Annotated in this window: 13 protein-coding genes and 2 riboswitches; of the genes, 6 read left to right on the top strand and 7 right to left on the bottom strand. The window is 41.7% G+C overall.

The window, feature by feature from the left end:
* Positions 1-11 precede the first annotated feature (11 nt).
* The 6 genes from DW173_RS05460 (at position 12) to DW173_RS05435 (ending at position 8,850) form a co-directional block, all read left to right on the top strand.
* Entirely contained in the window at positions 12-1,616 is a 1,605-nt protein-coding gene (locus tag DW173_RS05460) for a RagB/SusD family nutrient uptake outer membrane protein (RefSeq protein WP_120143973.1), read from the top strand.
* 30 nt (positions 1,617-1,646) lie between these two features.
* Positions 1,647-2,786, top strand: coding sequence for a SusE domain-containing protein (locus DW173_RS05455; protein ID WP_120143999.1), 1,140 nt, complete (start codon positions 1,647-1,649; stop codon positions 2,784-2,786).
* A 12-nt stretch (positions 2,787-2,798) separates the two neighbouring features.
* On the top strand, positions 2,799-4,025 hold the full coding sequence (locus DW173_RS05450) for a glycoside hydrolase family 76 protein (protein WP_008024907.1): 1,227 nt from the start codon (positions 2,799-2,801) through the stop codon (positions 4,023-4,025).
* Between the two features lie 3 nt (positions 4,026-4,028).
* Complete coding sequence (locus DW173_RS05445; RefSeq protein WP_120143971.1) at positions 4,029-5,225, top strand: glycoside hydrolase family 76 protein; 1,197 nt, start codon at positions 4,029-4,031, stop codon at positions 5,223-5,225.
* A complete protein-coding gene (locus DW173_RS05440) occupies positions 5,226-7,601 on the top strand; it encodes a GH92 family glycosyl hydrolase (RefSeq protein WP_120143970.1) in 2,376 nt (791 codons plus the stop codon).
* 79 nt (positions 7,602-7,680) lie between these two features.
* On the top strand, positions 7,681-8,850 hold the full coding sequence (locus tag DW173_RS05435; RefSeq protein WP_120143968.1) for an MFS transporter: 1,170 nt from the start codon (positions 7,681-7,683) through the stop codon (positions 8,848-8,850).
* 2 nt (positions 8,851-8,852) lie between these two features.
* Here DW173_RS05435 and DW173_RS05430 read toward each other — a convergent pair whose 3' ends face one another.
* The 7 genes from DW173_RS05430 to DW173_RS05400 form a co-directional block, all read right to left on the bottom strand.
* Entirely contained in the window at positions 8,853-9,431 is a 579-nt protein-coding gene (locus DW173_RS05430) for a Crp/Fnr family transcriptional regulator (protein ID WP_007766934.1), read from the bottom strand.
* A 13-nt stretch (positions 9,432-9,444) separates the two neighbouring features.
* Positions 9,445-10,800: an MATE family efflux transporter gene (locus tag DW173_RS05425; protein ID WP_008024901.1), complete on the bottom strand. Its 1,356-nt coding sequence runs from the start codon at positions 10,798-10,800 to the stop codon at positions 9,445-9,447.
* 128 nt (positions 10,801-10,928) lie between these two features.
* On the bottom strand, positions 10,929-12,641 hold the full coding sequence (locus tag DW173_RS05420; RefSeq protein WP_008024899.1) for a PKD-like domain-containing protein: 1,713 nt from the start codon (positions 12,639-12,641) through the stop codon (positions 10,929-10,931).
* Positions 12,641-14,260, bottom strand: a complete 1,620-nt coding sequence (locus tag DW173_RS05415) for a PL29 family lyase N-terminal domain-containing protein (protein WP_008024897.1) — start codon at positions 14,258-14,260, stop codon at positions 12,641-12,643. Before DW173_RS05415 ends, DW173_RS05420 begins: the two co-directional genes overlap by 1 nt.
* A gap of 34 nt (positions 14,261-14,294) precedes the next feature.
* On the bottom strand, positions 14,295-15,452 hold the full coding sequence (locus DW173_RS05410; protein ID WP_004312388.1) for a DUF5074 domain-containing protein: 1,158 nt from the start codon (positions 15,450-15,452) through the stop codon (positions 14,295-14,297).
* On the bottom strand, positions 15,449-17,512 hold the full coding sequence (locus tag DW173_RS05405) for a TonB-dependent receptor (RefSeq protein WP_008024894.1): 2,064 nt from the start codon (positions 17,510-17,512) through the stop codon (positions 15,449-15,451). Before DW173_RS05405 ends, DW173_RS05410 begins: the two co-directional genes overlap by 4 nt.
* A gap of 136 nt (positions 17,513-17,648) precedes the next feature.
* A riboswitch (cobalamin riboswitch) is annotated at positions 17,649-17,867 on the bottom strand.
* Between the two features lie 131 nt (positions 17,868-17,998).
* Positions 17,999-19,684, bottom strand: coding sequence for a putative transporter (locus DW173_RS05400; RefSeq protein WP_008024892.1), 1,686 nt, complete (start codon positions 19,682-19,684; stop codon positions 17,999-18,001).
* Positions 19,685-19,898: 214 nt separating this feature from the next.
* Positions 19,899-20,110: riboswitch (cobalamin riboswitch) on the bottom strand.
* Between the last annotated feature and the right edge of the window lie 77 nt (positions 20,111-20,187).

Here is a 20,187-nt window from a genome sequence, read left to right as displayed (position 1 = left end):
ACTGTACCGTGATGAAAACAACTATAAAGAATTTGATTTTATCTGCTGTCTTGGTAGTGGGCGGTGCCTCTTGTGTTGACTTGGATACGGCACCGTATGACAGAGAAACGGACTTGACTTATTGGGAAGAGGATCCTGAAGCAGCTGTCAAGGCGTTGAATACTTGCTATACCTATTTGGGAAATATGGACGAACAGCTTTATTGTGAAGCAATGACGGACAATGCTTATACCAAGCAACCGAACGATGCTACACAGAATATCGGTAATGGTTCATATTCTACAGCAGACCCTTACGTGAAAAAGGTTTGGGACGGGCGCTATACGGGTATTCGTATGTGTAACCAGTTGCTGGAAAATATAGACAGGGTTCCTGATTTAGACCCGGAATTGAAGAAACGTTATATTGGTGAGGCAAAAGTACTTCGTGCTTATAGTTATTATGAGTTGTATACGAAATTCGGCGATATACCTTATACTACCAAAGTGCTTTCTATTAAAGAAAGTATGTCTATTGCACGTACGGCCAAAGCCACTGTAATAGCAAATGTTTTGGCCGATCTGGATGAAGTGATTAATGGTAACTATTTGCCGACTTCTTATGATGCGGATAATAAAGGTCGGATTACCCGTTGGGCGGCAATGGCGATTAAAGCTAAAATCTATTTGTTTGAAGGTAATTGGACGCAAGTGAAAAATATCACTTCTACCATTATGACAGAGGGGGGCTTTAAACTCTTTGGAAGTTATGCAGGATTGTTTGAGATCGCTAATGAATACAACTCTGAAGTAATTTTGGATGCACAGTATCGTCCAACCAGTCGTGAACATCAGATGATGTATGTTTTCCTGCCGCCCACTTTGGGTGGATATTCCCAGCTTTCTCCTTTGCAGGAGTTGGTAGACAGTTATATTATGCTGGATGGAAAAACAATTAAGGAAACAGGAACATCGTTTGATGAAAGTCATCCGTATGCTAATCGTGACCCACGTTTGAAGGCAACGGTGATGTACACTGGAAACTCATATACGTTGGCCGACGGAACAGAAGTTGTTATCAACTGTGAGAAAGGTGAAGGCAAAGATGGTTATGGGGTAGGTTCAGACTGTTCGGCTACCGGTTACTATATTAAGAAATATTGGGATAACACTTATCGTGCTACTCTTTATTCTGGTTTGAATCCGATTCTGATTCGTTACGCTGATATTTTATTGATGAATGCGGAAGCATTGGCAGAATTAGGAGAACTGGATAAGACGGCTTGGGATGCAACTATTAAACCAATTCGTGATAGGGCCGGATTTACACTTGCTTCAGCACTGGAATTCCCGGAAGGAGCTTCTAAAGATAAACTGATTGAGATTGTACGAAACGAACGTCGTTCGGAATTGGCATTGGAAGGACATCGCCATAAAGATATTATCCGTTGGAGAATTGCGGACAATGTATTGAATGGATGGTGTCACGGACTAAAGACAAATGATGTGGTAGGTACGGATGATGGATACGTTCGGGTTGAAAACAGAACCTTTAATGCAAATAGGCATTATTTGTGGCCTATACCACAGGCTGAACGTGACTTGAATGGTAATTTGGAGCAGAATCCGAATTGGTAATTGGTTAAAACGACTCAAAAAGGAATGATTATGAAAAAGATATTATGGATATGTTCAGTACTTCTGGCAATGGTTTCATGTCAGGAAGATTATGAATTGAACACGGATTTTGCAGTCCCTACAGAATTAAGTTCCCCTGCTTCTATCCAGTTGAATGTGTCATCTCCAACGCTTGTTGTGTTGTCGTGGTCAGGAGGTGGTGCGGCAGATGGCGGAATTGTATTGTACGAGGTGCTGTTTGATAAGGCAGACGGTGATTTTTCAAAGCCGCTGGCTACGGTGAAAAGTGATTTGGGAGCTGCGACCAGTTTGTCAATCACTCATGCAGCTATTAATACGATTGCTAGAAATGCAGGCATTTATCCTTTGGAAACCGGAGATATAAAATGGACGGTAAATGCTTCGAAAGGTGGAGTGGTGAAGAGAACCGACAAGGTGGCTACTATCACAGTAACTCGTGGAGAGGGAATTGATAATATTCCGGCGGAATTGTATTTATATGGTTCGGCTACGGAGAACAGTGGACAGGGTGGAATTCCGTTCCGTTGTGTAGAAGAGGGCGTTTTCCAGATTTATACAAAATTGTCAGCAGGAAATATATCATTCAAGTCAGCTACTACAGGTGAAACGTTCAGCTATTATATTGATGATAGCTCGAAGTTAAGAGAAGGAGATGGTGAAACGGCAGTCGCTGCTTCCGAAGAAGTAACCCGTCTGACTGTGAACTTTAATACAATGGCAATGACCACGGAAAAAATCGGTTCTTCTGTTCGTTGTATTTGGGGAGCAACATTTGGAGATATAGCTGTATTAGAGTATGCGGGTGATGGTAAATTTGTGGGAGAGGGTGATATCCGATTCCTTGATCCGTCCAAACCGGAAACCGGTGCTCCTGATTGGTTAAGTTGGATAGAAGAACGTTACTACTTTTTAGCAAAAGTAAATGGTGGTGATATGTGTTGGGGTAGAGGTGATGGCGTGAGTGCCGAACGTCCGGTAGGTGGAGAACCTGCTTCTTTCTATGCTTTGTATGAATTCCAATGGAGTCAGTGGGATCATCTTTGGAAAATGAAAGGTAGTCTGGATTATACGCATGCGACTATCACTATCGATACGAATTCGGATGGATTGATGATACATACATTTACTAATGTGACTCCGATTAATTAATAAAACTAAGTTATGAAAAAGATAAAGACTATTTTAGCTATTCTTCCGGCACTATTATTCTCCTGTGCCGGAGATGACGTAGAGAAATATATCCCGCCTACACCGATTGCTCCGTCAGAACCCGGAGAGGAGGTCGTTTATCATAAACGTGCCAAAGAGCAGTTTGACTTGATTAATCAGTGCTACCGGATCAATAGTGGGGCAACAGAAGGACTGTATAATGAAAATTATCCTAAGAAAGACGGGGATAATTCCGCTTCTTTCTTGTGGCCGTATGACGGACTGGTTTCCGGAGCAGCAGCTTTGCATGCCTTAGGTTATGATGTGAATTATGCAGATATGGTAGACCAGTTTGAAGTTTATTATCGTACTCCTAGTGGAACTGTGGGTGGTTATGGTTCTCAAACCAATGGTACTACCGGTAGTGGAACACGTTTTTATGATGATAATTCTATTGTGGGGATTGAACTGGTAGAGGCTTTTAATTTGCTAAATAATCAAGATTATTTAACGAAAGCTAAAAGAATCGTTGAGTTCCTGCAAGCTGGTGAAGATGATATGTTTGGAGGAGGTCTTTGGTGGAATGAGGACCAGAAAGGACAGCAGGGAGTTGGTGATTCGAATAAACCGACATGCGCTAATGGATATGCAACGCTATTCTTGCTTGAATATTATTCTGTATGTCCTCAAGAGGAAAAAGCGGATGTGTTGGCTCTGGCAAAACGTTTATATGCTTGGACGTTGACTAACTTGCGTGATCCGGAGGATGGCTGTTACTGGAATGATAAACAAGCAGACGGATCCATTAATAAAACAAAATGGACTTACAATACAGGTGTAATGATTTCTAACGGAGTCCGTCTATACAAAATAACAGGTGAGCAGACTTATCTGGACAGTGCCATTGCTTCTTCCGAAGGTGCGTATAATTATTTTGTACGTCCGCTTAATGGGTTGGCGTTGGCTTATCCTGATCATGACCCTTGGTTTACAACCAAATTAGTTCGTGCATTTATTGATATTGAACCTTATTACAAAAATGCAGGCAATTATATCAAAACATTCATCAACTTCCTGGATTATGCATACGAAAATGCCCGTTTATCAAACGGACTGTTCTATGAAGACTGGACAGGAGCAACTCCAAAACGTGCTGAACAGTTGTTGATGCAGGATGCTGCGCTTGAATCTTTGGGAATGATTGCTTTGTACAAAGGAGAAACAGTGACAGAGGAATAGGATATGAATAGTAAAATTAGAAATATAGTTTTATTTGTATCGACGGTATTCGTGCTTCTTTCTTGTGCCGGAGAATCAAAAACGACTCCGAATAAAGATAAGGCAGAAGAAATGTTTCAGCGTGTTTGGGAACTCTACCGGGTTCCCAAATACGGCCTCTTCTCTGAATATTACCCAAGCAGTCATCGTCCTGATCTGACTTATTTTAATGATTCCACCCGGCAAGCGCAGGAAGTTTCTTATCTGTGGCCTATGAGTGGTGTCTTTTCTTCGGCAGTGTTGATGGCTGCCATCGAACCGGAGAAATATACGGTTTATGTCGATTCGATGGTGATGGCGATGGAACGTTACTATGATACAACGCGTGTTCCTTTTGGTTATCAGGCTTACCCTGTTCAGTTTGGAAAGGTAGACCGCTATTATGATGACAATGGTTTGGTGGGGATTGACTATATTGATTCTTACCTGGTAACTAAAAATCCTTATTATCTGGAGAAAGCGAAACAGGTATTGACCTTTATTTTAAGTGGCTGGGATGAGAACTTTGAAGGAGCTGTTTCCTGGCTGGAAGGAGTGAAAGATCAGAAACCTGCCTGTTCTAACGGAAAAGCGATGGTGTTGGCTTTAAAACTTTATGAAGCAACTAAAGATGAGTATTATCTGGAGGTGGGAAAGAAGTTCTATCATTGGATTGATAAATATCTGAAAGATCCGGAAAGAGGAGTCGTTTGGAATTCATGGTTAACAACGACTTCGGCAGTATGCCCGGATTTGTATACTTACAATACTGGTACTTTGTTACAAGCAGCTGTAGCTTTATATAATTATACGGGTGAGCAGGCGTATCTGGATAATGCTAAATTTCTGGCAGAAGGAAGCTACAAAGTGTTTTTTAAGTATACGGAAGACGGTATTCCTTATATTGCAGATTTGCCTTGGTTTAATTTGGTTTTGTTTAGAGGTTATCACGATCTGTACAATGTTACGGGGGATTCAAAGTATGTGGATACGATGATAAAAGGACTGGATTATGCTTGGGATCATGCGCGTGATCAGGCGGGACTGATGTATCATGACTGGACAGGGCGGACTGATGAAAAACGTAAGCCGAAATGGTTATTGGATGCTTCGTGTGTGCCGGAGTATTATGCACGTGTGGCGATGATTAAAGGAGAAGTTACAAACAGAAAAAATAAATAAATGATGAAATTAAAATGGATAGGTAGCCTGTTGATTCTGGCGGGTGTTGTAGGGTGTAAAACACCTGATCGTCCCAATTTGGTAGAATATGTAAATCCTAATATCGGAACTGTACATAGTCGTTGGTTTTTCTATACTCCGGCTGCGGAGCCTTTTGGAATGGCTAAACTGGGAGCTTCTACCAATGGAACTTACGGTAATAATCAAGGATGGGAAGCTATTGGTTATGAAGATAATCATACTTCGATTGATGGCTTTCCTTGTCTGCATGAGTTTCAGATAGGTGGCATTGCATTAATGCCTGTAACGGGAGAAGTAAAAACAAACCCCGGAAAACTGGAAGATCCCGATAAAGGTTTCCGTTCCTGTTTTGATAAGAAAGATGAAACGGCTCGTCCGGGATATTACTCTGTATTATTAAAGGATTATCAGGTAAAGGCAGAACTTACCGCTACGGCTCGTGTCGGATTTCAGCGGTATACATTTCCCGAGTCGGAGAATGCCCATATTTTGTTTAATATAGGTAATCGTCAGGGAGAAAGTGGAGCAGTGCGTGATGCGTATATCAAACAGATAGATGAAAATACAATTGAAGGTTACGTGATTACGGAACCGGAATACGTGAAGAAATATCAGGCAGGCGCTTCCGTTGCCATGTATTTTTATGCTAAATTGGATCGTGCGCCGGAATCTGTCGAGGTATTCTATCAGGATAGTGCTTTAACGGCTCGTAACGAAATAAAAGGGCCCGGGGCTATCATGTGTCTGAATTATAAAACAAAGAAAGATGAAGTAGTCAATGTAAAAATAGGTCTGTCGTATACTTCCATCGAAAATGCCAAAGTGAATTTGGAATCAGAAGCGAAAGACCTTACTTTTGATGAGGCTATGAAAGCGACCACAGATAAATGGAATGAGTCTTTGAGCCGCATATTGGTTTCCGGTGGTACGGAAGATAGCAAAATCAAATTTTACACTGGGTTGTATCATGCATTATTAGGTAGAGGACTCGCGAGTGATGTGAACGGGGCTTATCCTAAAAATGACGGTACTATCGGTCAGATACCTTTAAATAAAGATGGCAAACCGGAACATAATCATTATAATACGGATGCGGTTTGGGGAGCTTACTGGAATCTTACTTCTCTTTGGGCATTGGCATATCCGGAATATTATAATGACTTTGTAAACAGTCAGTTGCTGGTGTATAAAGATGCTGGTTGGCTGGGTGATGGTATTGCAACCAGTAAGTATGTTTCCGGGGTAGGAACCAACATGGTGAGTATCACTCTGGCAGGTGCTTATAACAGTGGAATTCGCAATTTTGATGTGGAAACAGCTTATCAGGCAGCATTGAAGAATGAACTGGGTTGGGAAGGACGTATTGAAGGTGCGGGCAAAATGGACGTAAAACAGTTTGTTGAAAAAGGTTATGTACCTTATGAGAATAGTGTTCATTTCGGCACACATCCGGAAGGTTCCAGTTTCTCCGTATCTCACACATTGGAATATAGTTTTAGTGCTTATGCGGTGGCTCAATGGGCAAAAGCCTTGGGACGTACGGAGGATTATAAACGCTTAATGGAACTTTCTGCCGGTTGGGAGAAGTTATTCGATGATTCGTTGAAGATGATTCGTCCGAGAGTGCCTAGTGGTGAGTTCATTGATAACTTTAATCCATTGGAATCATGGAGAGGATTTCAGGAAGGAAATGCGATGCAATATACTTTCTTTGTTCCACAAAATCCGGCTCGTTTGATTGAAAAGGTTGGAAAGGATGAATTTAACAACCGGTTGGATTCTATCTTTACGGAAGCTCGTAAGTCGATCTTTGGCGGTGGAAAGGTTGTAAATGCCTTCTCGGGTTTACAGAGCCCTTATAATCATGGAAATCAGCCTAGTCTTCATATTTCCTGGTTATTCAATTTCTCCGGTAAACCTTACCTGACACAGAAATGGACGCGCTTGATTTGTGATGAGTTTTATGGAACAAACGGAGAGCATGGTTATGGCTACGGTCAGGATGAAGATCAGGGACAATTGGGAGCTTGGTATGTGATGGCGGCAATGGGATTGTTTGATGTACAGGGCGGTTCTTGTGAACGACCGACTTTCCAGATTGGCAGTCCGTTGTTTGATAAGATTGAAATCAAACTTAGTCCGATGAATGCGACGGGAAAAACGTTTGTGATTGAAACGACTGGTAATACACCGGATGCCTATTATGTACAGTCTGCTACGTTGAACGGTAAACCGCTGGGACAATGTTGGATGTACCGGGATGAACTCTATAAAGGTGGAACATTGAAACTCACAATGGGTAATCAACCGAATGAAAAATGGGGAGTGGAAAATCCGCCTCATTGTTCTGAATAAACAGCTTATTTACCTCGGTGCCGATGTCGCTTGACAATGGCACCGGGGATTCTACATTTTATAATATAGTGAGTTAAACATGAAAACACAAAACTCTATTTATGCCGCCCTTCCCGTTCTTTTCGGGTTCTTTGTAATGGGCTTCTGTGATATAGTCGGCATTTCGTCCGATTATGTTCAACGTACTTTCAACTGGTCTCCTGTGATGACGGGATTTGTTCCTTCATTAGTATTTATCTGGTTCCTGTTTTTAGGTATTCCTATTGGAAATCAGATGAACAAATGGGGACGTAAAAATACAGTTCTTCTTAGTATGGGAATAACGGTAGTGGGTATGTTATTACCATTGATCGTTTATAATAGCGCGACTTGTATGATAGCTTATGCTCTCTTGGGAATTGGTAACGCTATTCTGCAAGTTTCACTGAATCCGTTGTTAAGTAATGTGGTAACCAGTCAACGTTTATTGACTAGTAGCTTGACGGCAGGGCAAGTAATCAAAGCTGTGTCTTCTCTTGTTGGACCGGAGATTGTATTGTTGGCTGTAGCTCACTTTGGAGACGACAAATGGTATTATTGCTTCCCGATATTAGGTTTTATTACATTATTATCCGCTGTTTGGCTGATGGCTACCCCTGTTAAGCGAGAAGATTCCAGTGCTGCAACCCAACAACTTTCTATCAGTGATACTTTTTCTTTGTTGAAGGATAAAACGATTCTGTTGTTATTTTTGGGTATCTTCTTTATTGTGGGGGTAGATGTTGCCACTAACTTTATCAGCTCTAAGCTGATGGCAGAACGTTTTGACTGGACGGCAGAACAAGTGAAGTTTGCTCCACAAGTTTATTTTTTAAGTCGTACGGTAGGTGCTTTATTGGGTGCTTTCTTGTTGGCCCGTATCGCTGAAATAAAATATTTTCGTGTGAATATTGTCGCCTGTATTTTCTCTTTGCTTATTCTGGCCTTTGTGAAAAACGATATGGTAAATCTGATTTGTATCGGTGCTGTCGGTTTCTTTGCGTCATCCGTATTTTCTATCATTTATTCGATGGCTTTGCAGGCAAGACCGGAAAAAGCAAATCAAATTTCAGGGTTGATGATTACTGCTGTTGCCGGTGGCGGAGTAGTTACTCCAGTTATTGGGTTTGCGATTGGAACAGTAGGTGTTATCGGAGGCGTTTTTGTCACTTTAGCTTGTGTGTTTTATTTGACTTATTGTGCTTTTGGAGTGAAAACAGCCAAAGCATAGTATTATTGCGGAGAAGATGCTATCTTCGCCCGAATCCTACTTAGCGATTGCGGAGTTATCCACAAGTAAGACGCTATATGTTTTAAAGGTACATACTGCAATAATTCCGGAGTCTCTTTGATAAGGTTGAGATAGCGTTCTTTAGCCCGTGGGCTTCCCGAGCTGATAAGCCAGTTCTCCTGTTGAAGAAACTGGTGATCCATGAGGCGGAGCCCCAAATTAGCGAGTCCGATGGATGAGGCGAATAGCTGATTCAGAGCTGTTCGGGAAATACAATAGGCCACACTGTCACACATGACCTCAATATTTATTAATGAGTAGGCATTATCTACATAGCCCCAGACGGAGAAAGCAGCTTCTCCGTCTGAAGCAAACCAGATGGTAGTATCCACTCCGTCTTTATGATAATAGGCTCGCCATATTCCTGTCTTGATAAAATAAAGATTACAGTTCTTTGTTCCCTCGCGTACTATTAAATCTCTCTTTTTGAAATGTACCTCTTCCATACAGTTCAGTAGAGACTGTACATCGGTTTCTGATACCTTGTATCTATCGCAAAGTTTTTCAATGAATGTTCTCATATTGCAAAGATACTTATCGTCGGCAGACAATGAAACGATCTTTCAAATAAATTCCGAAAATATAGAAAGTGGTTAATAACTCTGCCAATGGTACGGCTAGCCAGATACCCGGTATACCCAATACCGGAGGGAGCGCAAAGAATCCGATCAACATAAACACTACTCCCCGGAGAAGAGTGATAATTGTTGCCCGCTGACCTCTTTCGACACTCTGATAATAACCAATGCCAATCATGTTGACGGCAAAGAAAATGAATCCTACTCCGAAATAAGGAAGCCCGTTTACTGCTATATCGAATGCAGCGTAGCTGCGGTCAATGAATAACGAAACGATGTCTTGGCAGCATAGTACGGTAAGAATGAAAAAGCTAATACCGCAGATTAAAGCGGTCCGAATGGCGAGATGCAGTGTCTTTCGTACACGCTCGGGTTGTCCGGCTCCGAAGTTATAGCTGATAATCGGCTGTGCGGATTGTGCAATGGCATTATAGACCATGAAGATGATAGGGAAGAAGTAACAGGCAATACTAAATGCTGCCACTCCGTCTTCACCGAGATGGCGGATGAAAACGTAGTTCCCCAGAAACATCATACAGGCAATGGAGGCTTCACTGATAAAAGCAGAACTTCCCAGTTTAATCATATAACCGATGTTGCGAAGAGTCAGTAACAGACTTTTGATACTTAACTTTATCCGGCATAGATGGAGGGTACGAGAGAAATGGAGGAGGTAAATCAGTGTCATCAACCCTCCCACAACAGTCCCCAGACTGGTGGCAAAAGCTGCTCCCATTATTCCCCAACCAAATTCGAAGATGAATATATAATCCAGTATGATATTGAGTATGGCTGCAACCGCATTACACATCATGGCATAGGTGGGTGAACCGTCCAGACGGATGCAGAACATACCTATATTTAAGACTTCGTAGAATACGAGAAAAGGAATGTACCATGCCATATATTCTACAGCTAACGGCAACAATCGGTCCGAACTACCTAATAATCTGGCTAATGGCTCTATAAAATAAAGGCACAGAGCAGACAGGATAAGTATGAGCAATGCAGAAAAAGCAATTGCTTGAGTGATATTAATACTTGCTACTTTGCGTTTTCCCTGAGATAAATGAATGGAAGCCACCACCGAAGCTCCCACTCCGAACATCAGTCCGATACCCGCTGCGATCATAAAAAGCGGTGCAGTGATATTTACTGCCGCCAGTGCGTCACTGCCAATTCCTTTTCCTACAAATATCCCGTCCGTAATAACGAACAGTGCCGAGAATACCATCCCAAGTACCGTAGGAATTAGTAACTTACGGAACAACGTGGAGATGTTCATGCTGCCGAAATCAATACTATCTTTCATAACTTTCTACCTTTGTCGTTGAAAATGGCAACAAAGGTAGGGTTATGAGAGGAGATAAAAATTACCATTTGGTAATTTTTATCTCTATATTTAATAGGGAAAAGAATCTCTTATGTATATTCTATCAATTATTTGATCATGTTGAAATCCTTTATTCCAAAAACTTCAGTGGATATTTCACCCAACCAACCGCTTTTACTATTAACACCCACTTGTACTTTGATAAAATCAACGTACTTCAGGTTTGCATCCTTACCGTCGAAAGTTACAGCATGGGATATCTTGAAATGATTGTCAGACGGTCCGGCATTATAGTTGTCATCATCTGTCAGACGATCAATGGCGCTGAAATTATCAGCATATCCCCATTCATAACTATCATTTACCCAATAAGTACCATTACCGGATTGATCGTAATTACGCTCTTTCAGGCGAGTACCTCGCAAAGTATATTGTTTTTCCTTTACCCAGGCGGGATAATAATAATCTTGCCGGTGAAAAGCACCCAGATAATCAATAGACCCACTTTGACCATGATTGTCTGTCCATGGGGTGGGAAGCTGAATACCAGTTGGTTTATGATAGGTGACGGCATAGTCCTGCCAGGTTTCGGCTTTCCCATATTCGGATCCGCGCAATTCATACCAAGTGTCATTAGGTAACCCATCACCATTTTCGTCCTGCATTACCCATACAATTCCCGGTTCTGACGAACCATCAAAAGCGTTTCCTGTAATAGCAATGTTGTAATCTCCATCATTCACGATACTATGGTCGAATCCAACGATGATGTATCCACCGAATCCGCCTAGGGAAACATAAGCCGTCTGATTGATTCGTTCTTCTGCATAGGTGCAGGCTTCTGCCATAGTTGTTGTGGTATGATTCTCATTGATGAATTGACCGGGAGCCGGTAAATATTCATATACTCTGTTCATTGACGCAGAACTTGTGGCGCTAATCTTCCGCTGGTATGTTCCTGCGGGAGGGCAAACATTGATTTTTAATGTTTGCGTAGCGAGTATATATGAGTTCCTCATTTCTACCTTTACTGTGTGTTCTCCCTGCTGCTCGGATGTAAACAGATAAGTATCATTTTCTCCGGATTGCACTTGTTCATTGTCCACAGTCCATGTATAGACTGCATCCAGTGCATTATTCACGTCAACCGGTTTGATACGGATAGTTCTGCCGGCTGACATGTTATATTCCGTTTGCAGGAATGTCCAGTTGAAATCTACTTGATCCGGTGAACAAACTTCTACTTTGAAAGTTACTTCGTCATCGCCATCTTCATTGTGAGTAGCAAAACGAACCTGATATTCGCCAAGCTCGATTGTGGGGAGAGTACAGGTTAATTCGTTCGAAATATCTTCACCGTTTATTTGCCAGGAGTAACTGGTTTCCAGAAAAGAATCTACTATAGGTGTAATGGTTAGTTCAGAGCCTTGAAGCACTTTGAAACCTTTGTCGGCATCCGCAATAGAGATAGTAGGTACATCAAGTTGAAAGACATCGATACGTATCTCCTTTTCTGTTGTCCCTCCGGCATTGGTGGCAGAAATCAGAATGAAATACCTGCCTGCTTCATCGGCTGAAAATGTCAGGGTGGAAGTGGTACAGATACTCTTTCCATCTATTGTCCAGTTAAAGGTCGTTTCCGAATCGGTATTTTCATAAATGGGAGCGATGGTTATCTCCCGACCAATTTTTGTTTTATAGATGGGGGATTCTTCTTTCAAGGTAATGACAGGAGCGGAAAGAAGAGGAGAGTCCTCCTCTTCTTTCACGCATGATATTAATGCTAACAGAACAAATAAAAAAAGTATAATATGTTTCATTAGAATCTCACTGCTACATCATCATAAGCAAAATAGGCAGGTTGGCTGAAACCATATCCGTTATCATTACTTCCAGTGACATTAAAGTCTATTTTGACCACTTTGCCTAATGCGGATAAATCCCATTTTGTCCATTCAAGTATATTACCCTCGGCTCCAACCAAATAAAATTCCGGACGTGTAGCTACTTCTTTTCCATCTTCATCATAACCGATAGCAACCAGTTTCACCCAATCATCTTTGCCTGCGGGTGCGGTCAAACCGTTACCGTTGGCCACACAGTTGGCTAGGTAGGTCGTCATAGTCACATACATGTGGTCAACTACACGAGCAACTCCGTCTCCAAAGTAAATATAGGGTAATGGACCGTTGGCATATCCGGAATTGTCTGCATAGCCGTAATGTACGCAGAAGTTTTTGGAACCATTATGTCCTCCAAAACCAGTTTTTGCATCCTGATAATAAACGGCTAGTTGGTGCTGGAAGTCTCCATGAGTAAGATCCATATCCAGATAATTGGAAATTGCGTGTCCGCCACCCCAGTATTGGTAATCACCCCATCCGTTAGGAAGTTCGGAAGCAAGAAAAGTGTTGTTTGCATCACTCCAGTTATAGAGTTGGTTATTCTTAGGATAAAGTAGTGGGCCACCATATTGTTGGCTGTCAATTAATGATGACCAGTTTCTTTCTCCTACCATGTTAGCATCACCTTTATAATCAACATCCTCGAATGTCAAGAAGTGTGCTTCACGCACTGCTCTTAATTGCATTTTTATTACTTTACCGAAAGCTTTGGACGGAGTGACAAGTATTTTAAGTTCACCATCTTTGACATCATCACCTGAAACTGCCGGAGCTGTGATTCTTAAGTCTTTATCATTAAGAACCGCTGTCCATCCTTGCGGAATAGCAATTAATGTTGCGTCGTCTATATTGGCAGTTGTAAGAAGATACGTCCTTGTTTCATTAGACGAGAACAAGGTATAATCCCTATTGGCAATGTCAAATGTATATGTTTCCCCTTTGGGCAATGTGAACGACGTTCCATCTGCAAGAGTAACTAGTACATGATTGTCATTAACTGTAACAGATTTGAAGAAAGAGTCTCCGTCTTGTCCTTCCGCTTTCACAGGTTTTCCGTCTGTTCCGTTAATGCGTTTGGCTCCTTCGCCTGTATCAACGGTCCAGTATCCGTCACTGTCAACTCCCATAACTGGAGTTGTACCCGTCACTTTTAACTTGTTAGTTGCATCCGGCAGCCATTCTGTAGTACCGTTGGTAGTAATGGTCCAGTAATATATTCCGTCTTTGTCAGCTTTCACTCCAATCACAGGAGCATCTGTACCATTCTTTCCATTTTTGATAGATACGGTGCTTCCATCACTGAAAGTTAATGTGTAGCCATCAGATGTCTGTTCCGTGTTGGTGATTACTTTCCCTTGATTTAATGCGTCTACCAAACTCTGTAAAGTTGTAATTTCAGAGTTCATTTTCTTGACTGTTGTTTCTAGTGTTTCTACTCGTCCGTCGAGATCATTGACTTTATCCCAGAGATCATCGTCATTGTAGCAACTGCATACTGTAACGACAGTGAGCAGTAAAAATAGAATTTTCTTCATTGCTTTTGTTTTTAATTATTAATAGAATTGTGAATTATTGAATCTCTTTTAGTTTCTTATCTGTAAAGGCAATATGTGCCGGAATGTCCCCCGTGATGACTGACCATTTCTTTTTTCCATCCCGGGAGAAACAGTATAATGTGCCGGGAGTCACATAGTCTTTGGCATCGGTGACGAAGAATTCACCTGTTTCCGGATTGATTGCTATTCCATAAGGTATCTTGATAGATTTTTCCGTACCATCTGTAATAAAATTGCGGGTATCAGTTTTCTTTGTTTTTGTATTATAGATGGCGTAAGAGACTGTCCAACTGTTGGTGTAATAACTCCATTCTGTACTGTATACATACAGTGAATCTCTGCAAATGGCCATTTCTGTATTGGGAAGAAGCGGTAGTTCTTCGATTACTTTATCGGTATTGGAATCTATTACAAATGTTTCGGAGTAAGTGTCATAATAATCTCCCCGGGATGAGACATAAATATTTCCGTATTGGTCTAATTCCATTCTATGCAAATTGATTCCCACATCAATGGTTTTGATAACTTTGAATGTGTTCAAGTCGATGACGGATACCGTACGGTCATAATTAGGTACGCGATACCCGCCGGAGTTGGCTACATAGAGTTTGTTGCCCACAATCACCATTTCTTCCGGCTGGTAGCCGACCACACAGGTGTCCTTGACAGTCAGTGTGGTAGTGTCAACACGTGCTACATACCCCAGTCTGGCGTTGGGATCTATTTTGACAGGGCCTGCATACGAACTGACGTATGCATATTTATCTTTAAAGACGATATAACGGCAATTAGGTATGGAAATTTGCGTGATGTGTTTTGCTGTTTCTACATTCATCACTTCTACGAAATGAGAACAGTTGATGATGGCATATAACTTATTTCCATAGATTTGGATATCATTTCCCACATCCCCCAATTCTTGTACGACTCCCGGGTTCCGTTCCGCATAGATATTCTTATGATAGATACCGGTTTCGTAATCAAAGTAATCAAGGGTAGCCTTGTTGCTTCCCATATTTCCTTCATTGAGTAGAAAGAAACCTTTGACAGAGGTGCCGCTTACTCCGGGAGTAACTTGGTTGGGAGTTGACGGAATAATGCGTTCATCTTCGCGACAAGAAGTCGACAGAAGAACAAAACAGATAATGATGGATAGAACAGATATTCTCATAACATGACGTTTAATTTGATTTTAAAACTTGTACCGGGCATAGGATAGCATTGCACTACTTCATATTGCTGATTGAAGATATTATTAATTTCTGTCGTTACACGTATTCCCGTTTTCCCCCATTGAAAAGTTTTGGATAGGGAAAAATCATGGGTATACCAAGGCTGTGCGTAGTTCTCCGGGATATTGGCGACTGCTTCATAACGTTCACCTGTATAAATGAAACTATAGTTGCAAGACCATGTTTGATAACTTCCATTGAGGATGATGGAACCTCCATGCCAAGGTATATAAGGAATCTGGCCTCCATACCATTCACTGGTAGGATCGGTAAAATCCTGTGCCTTTTGATAGGTGTAATTGAATAGAGTGCTAAGTTCCACCTTTCCGAAACCCCATTCTCCTCGTATGGCTGCGTCTAATCCCCGAATTTCCACATGTCCGAGATTTATCATAGTCCAACGGAACTGGTTGGAGGTAGGCATGGCAATGATTTTATCATCTACTTCATTATAGTAACCATCTATTTGTAAGTCCAGGCTTTTCAGCCAATGGTTATTCCAGGTGTGAGAGAAAGTGATACCCACATCGTATTGGGTGGTATATTCTGGTTTTAAGTCCTTATTGCCTATAAAAGTATAATACAAATCATTGAGAGTCGGCATGCGAAAGACTTTCTTATAAAAGGCCCGTACATTCAGAGGGAGCTTGGTCAATGGTTGCCAGGTGGCTATGACAGACGGAGTGTATTTGTTTTTGGTGCCTGCATTGGCTCCTTTGGTACGTGTATTGTCGTCGACATGAGTATATAACAGGCTCGCCTGCAACATGAGGCGGTTGAAGTCAAAGGACGTGGCGGCAGAAGTCAGGATTGTATTACGGGTTGGATAGACAAAATCTATGAGATCGGCCCGTAATGTATTCCATTGAAAATCGTTGGATAATGACATACTCCACCAGGGATAGATGGTGAATAAATGGGCGGCCGAAGCATAGATTTCTTGCTGTCGGTAGTGATTGTCTACATACATGGTGGTGACATCCAGTCTGGGATCGGATAAATAGTGGAGATAGTCATAAGCATATTTTCCGTTGGCTAGCAGACTGTACCAAGGCTTAAAATAGTTTTGAAAAGAGCCTTGCACAAACAGATTGGTATCCCACTGCCGGTCCTGATGGCGAAATTTACCCGGTTCTTCTCTTACCGCAGCTCCGGGGTATCCCCGTTCCGAATTGTATAGGTATGCTTTGGCTTTCCATTCTCCTTTGGGGATTTTTCCGAAGAATGCATTCTCCAAACGTAACATTCTTACGTCTCCATTTTGACGGACAGCTGTTGTGTCGTAACCATCTTTCTTGGCGTATGTGAATTTATATCGTCCTGATGTATACATATACTCCGTACTGATGGAACTGCTTATTCGTTCGTTGAAACGATGTTCCCAAAGTAGTGACGGATTGATGGTAGAGAATGAACCGCCTTTCACCCCGATGTTCAGATTGTTTTTCTTTTCCCCTTTGAATAGGGGTTTTCGTGTCTGCATATATATGGCACTTGCGGAACTATAATCTTTGGCAGGTTGGAAGATGGCACTTTTTTGACCATTATATAGTGAAATGACTTCCATATTATCTAATGAAAAACGGCCTAGATCGACAACTCCATTTTGCGCATTTCCTAATTCAATACCATCATAAAATACTCCGACATGATGACTGCCCATACTTCGTATATTGACGGTTTTTAGTCCTCCAATACCTCCGTAATCTTTTATCTGTACTCCGGAAAAGTAGCGCAAAGCATCGGCAACGGAGTAAACATTGAGCTTCTCAAGTTCTTTGCCGGACAGAATCTGTACAGGAGACATCTTTTTTTGCATCCGATTACTGTAGATAGTAACTTCTTTGAGTTTGAGAAGTGTATCAGACAGAGAAGTCTGATGCCGAACCTTGGATTGGGAAATGGCCGGTAATGTGGTAAATAAAGATAGAATCAAACATAATATCCACCGTAAATGGATACAATGCTTATTGTATGAATGGACTTGAATAGAAAGCATGTCTTTTATTTTATAGGTATAAAAAATCCGTTTGTTCAGATCTGAATTCAATCTACACAAACGGACATATAGCTATTATACCAAATAAAAGATAATTGCTTATTTTCTATTTGACTACTACCCGAAATCCCGCAGGTGTAAATCAGAGCATCAAGGCAGGTCTTCTGACTCATCCCATTTTGCAACGCCTTCCCAGATAAACTATCCAGTGACTTTCGTGTTGCAATTTTGCTCTCTGATTACAAGGAGCGGAGATTTACAGCAGCAGGTTCTGTTGCCGGTTTACACGGCATTCCCTTTTAATTCCTTAACAACGCAAAAGTTGTTCAAGGAAACCTTAACGGCACAAAGTTAGAAAGTTTTTATTAATTAGTTTGTTTTATTCTAAAAAAATATCCCATTGACCAATAACAAATATTCCGGCATCTGATCCTATTCTCTCCATTTGTTAGTAATCAATTGGATGGAAAAGGATATATTAATATGTTATCCCAACGACAGAATCAATATTTGTGCCGTCAATACTCGCAGAAACATGGTGAGCGGATAGACCGTAGCGTAACCAACGGCAGGCGCATCACAGGAGGTCAGGTCATTGGAGTAAGCCAGTGCCGGTGGATTGGTGGTAGAACCAGCCAGAACCCCGATAAGCGTGAAATAATTCAGCTTGCAATAATACCGTCCTACTAATCCTGTAATTAGAAGTGGCAGGATGGTTATGATTACTCCGTAGCCTACCCATATATATCCTCCGCCATGAATGACTGTGTCTACAAAGCCTTCGCCTGCTCCTAAACCTACGCAAGCGAGGAAGATGGAAATACCGATTTCACGAAGCATCAGGTTGGCACTCATGGTGGTATAAGTAATCAGCTTGTATTTCGGACCGAAACGGCTAATCAGGATAGAAACGATGAGCGGACCGCCTGCCAATCCTAGTTTCACAGGTTGCGGGATTCCGGGAAATGCGAAAGGAAGACTTCCCAGAATACATCCTAAAGCGATACCTATAAAGATAGGAATCAGGTTCGGATGATTTAAGCGTTTCATGGAGTTGCCAAGTACTTTCTCTGCATGGGTAACAGCCAGTTCGGAACCTACAATGGTGACACGGTCTCCCATTTGTAACTGTAATTGTGGAGAGGCTACCAAGTCTACTCCCGAACGATTGACGCGGGTGATGTTTGCTCCGAAGTTATTTCTGATTTTGAGTTGTGAAAGCGTTTTCCCGTTCAATTCCGGTTTAGTAATCAGGATACGGCGTGAAATGAGCTCTTTGTTCAGCTGTTCCCATTCCATTTTGATTTCCTTTCCGAAGAATACAGTAATTGCTTCCACGTCAATCGGGGTAGAGATCACTAATATGATATCCCCTACATGTAGAATTGTTTCGGAATTGACCAATTCGGTTTCTCCACCCTCGCGGTGTTTGATGCGGGAAATGACAAACTTACGGTTCAGTAACGGGCGGAGTTCTTTAATCCTGATGCCGTCTACCGATTCGTTTCTCACTTCAATGGAGATAGGACGTACGGTAAGTTCCTGGAGATGTCCCAGACCGACTTCCGCTTCTTTTTCTTCTTGAGCAGTATTGATGCGAAGGAGATATTTCAAAGCAAGCAGTGAAAGGATGATACCTACTACACCCAGCGGATAACTGACAGCATATCCTAAAGCAATTTCGGGAGCATCTATACCATTCAAATCACTATTGGCCTGTTGTGCGGCTCCCAGCCCCGGAGTATTGGTGACGGCTCCCGACAGAATACCTACCATTGTGGTAATCGGAGTTCCGGTGGTGAAGTGCAGGATAACAGTAATGGTTACTCCTAATACTACTACCAGCATGGCCAGCATATTCAGGGTAAAGCCACCCTTTTTGAATGCTGAAAAAAAGCCGGGTCCTACCTGCAAACCAATTGAGTAAACAAACAGAATCAATCCGAATTCTTTTAGAAAGTGGAGCAGGTGTTCGTCCAGATTCATGTTGAAATGACCGAATACGATTCCGACAAAGAGTATCCAGGTAACTCCCAGAGATACTCCCCGCACTTTGATTTTTGCAAGGATGATTCCAAACGCTATGGTTAGTGACAGAATCAGTACGGAGTGTGCCACTCCGCCGCCCCAAAGATTGGGGTAACCTTCAAATAAATTTCTTAGAACTTCCATTGTGATTATTATATGATGATATTTAGTTTAGCTAAAAGTACCCCCGGAGAAATCACTTCTGCGGGGATACGCACACATTGAGCATGACGGTCTAATGCCGTCCTTTTGATATTTTAGCTAGAGAGAATTTATCCTCCTTCAATCATTTCCGATGTCATGACTACTCGATTATTTTTTTTACAGTCTGCCATTTTCCTATCCCACGAGTAAAAACAGCTATAAAGGTATGAATGGCAGGTCTTCTGACTGACTCCCTTCCTGATTCCTTCCCGACCTTGACTATCTATACCCGGTCAGTGGTAAAAGTAAATATCAAGAAGTTGAATAGAGTTTCACAGCAGCGGGACTGTCCGGGATTTACACCCGATTCCCTTTTAATTCAGATAGTTGATATGGCTATCTGAAACCAATTCGGGGGCAAAGATAGCGAATTTATATAGAACCCAAATGAATGCTACCTATTTATTTTATACACAGTCTGATTCTTGTCGGATATCTGTTTG

Source organism: Bacteroides sp. AM16-13 (assembly GCF_003602705.1).
GTDB lineage: Bacteria > Bacteroidota > Bacteroidia > Bacteroidales > Bacteroidaceae > Bacteroides > Bacteroides xylanisolvens.
Note: the sequence above shows the minus strand (reverse complement) of the source record. Positions and strands in the feature narration are given on the sequence as shown.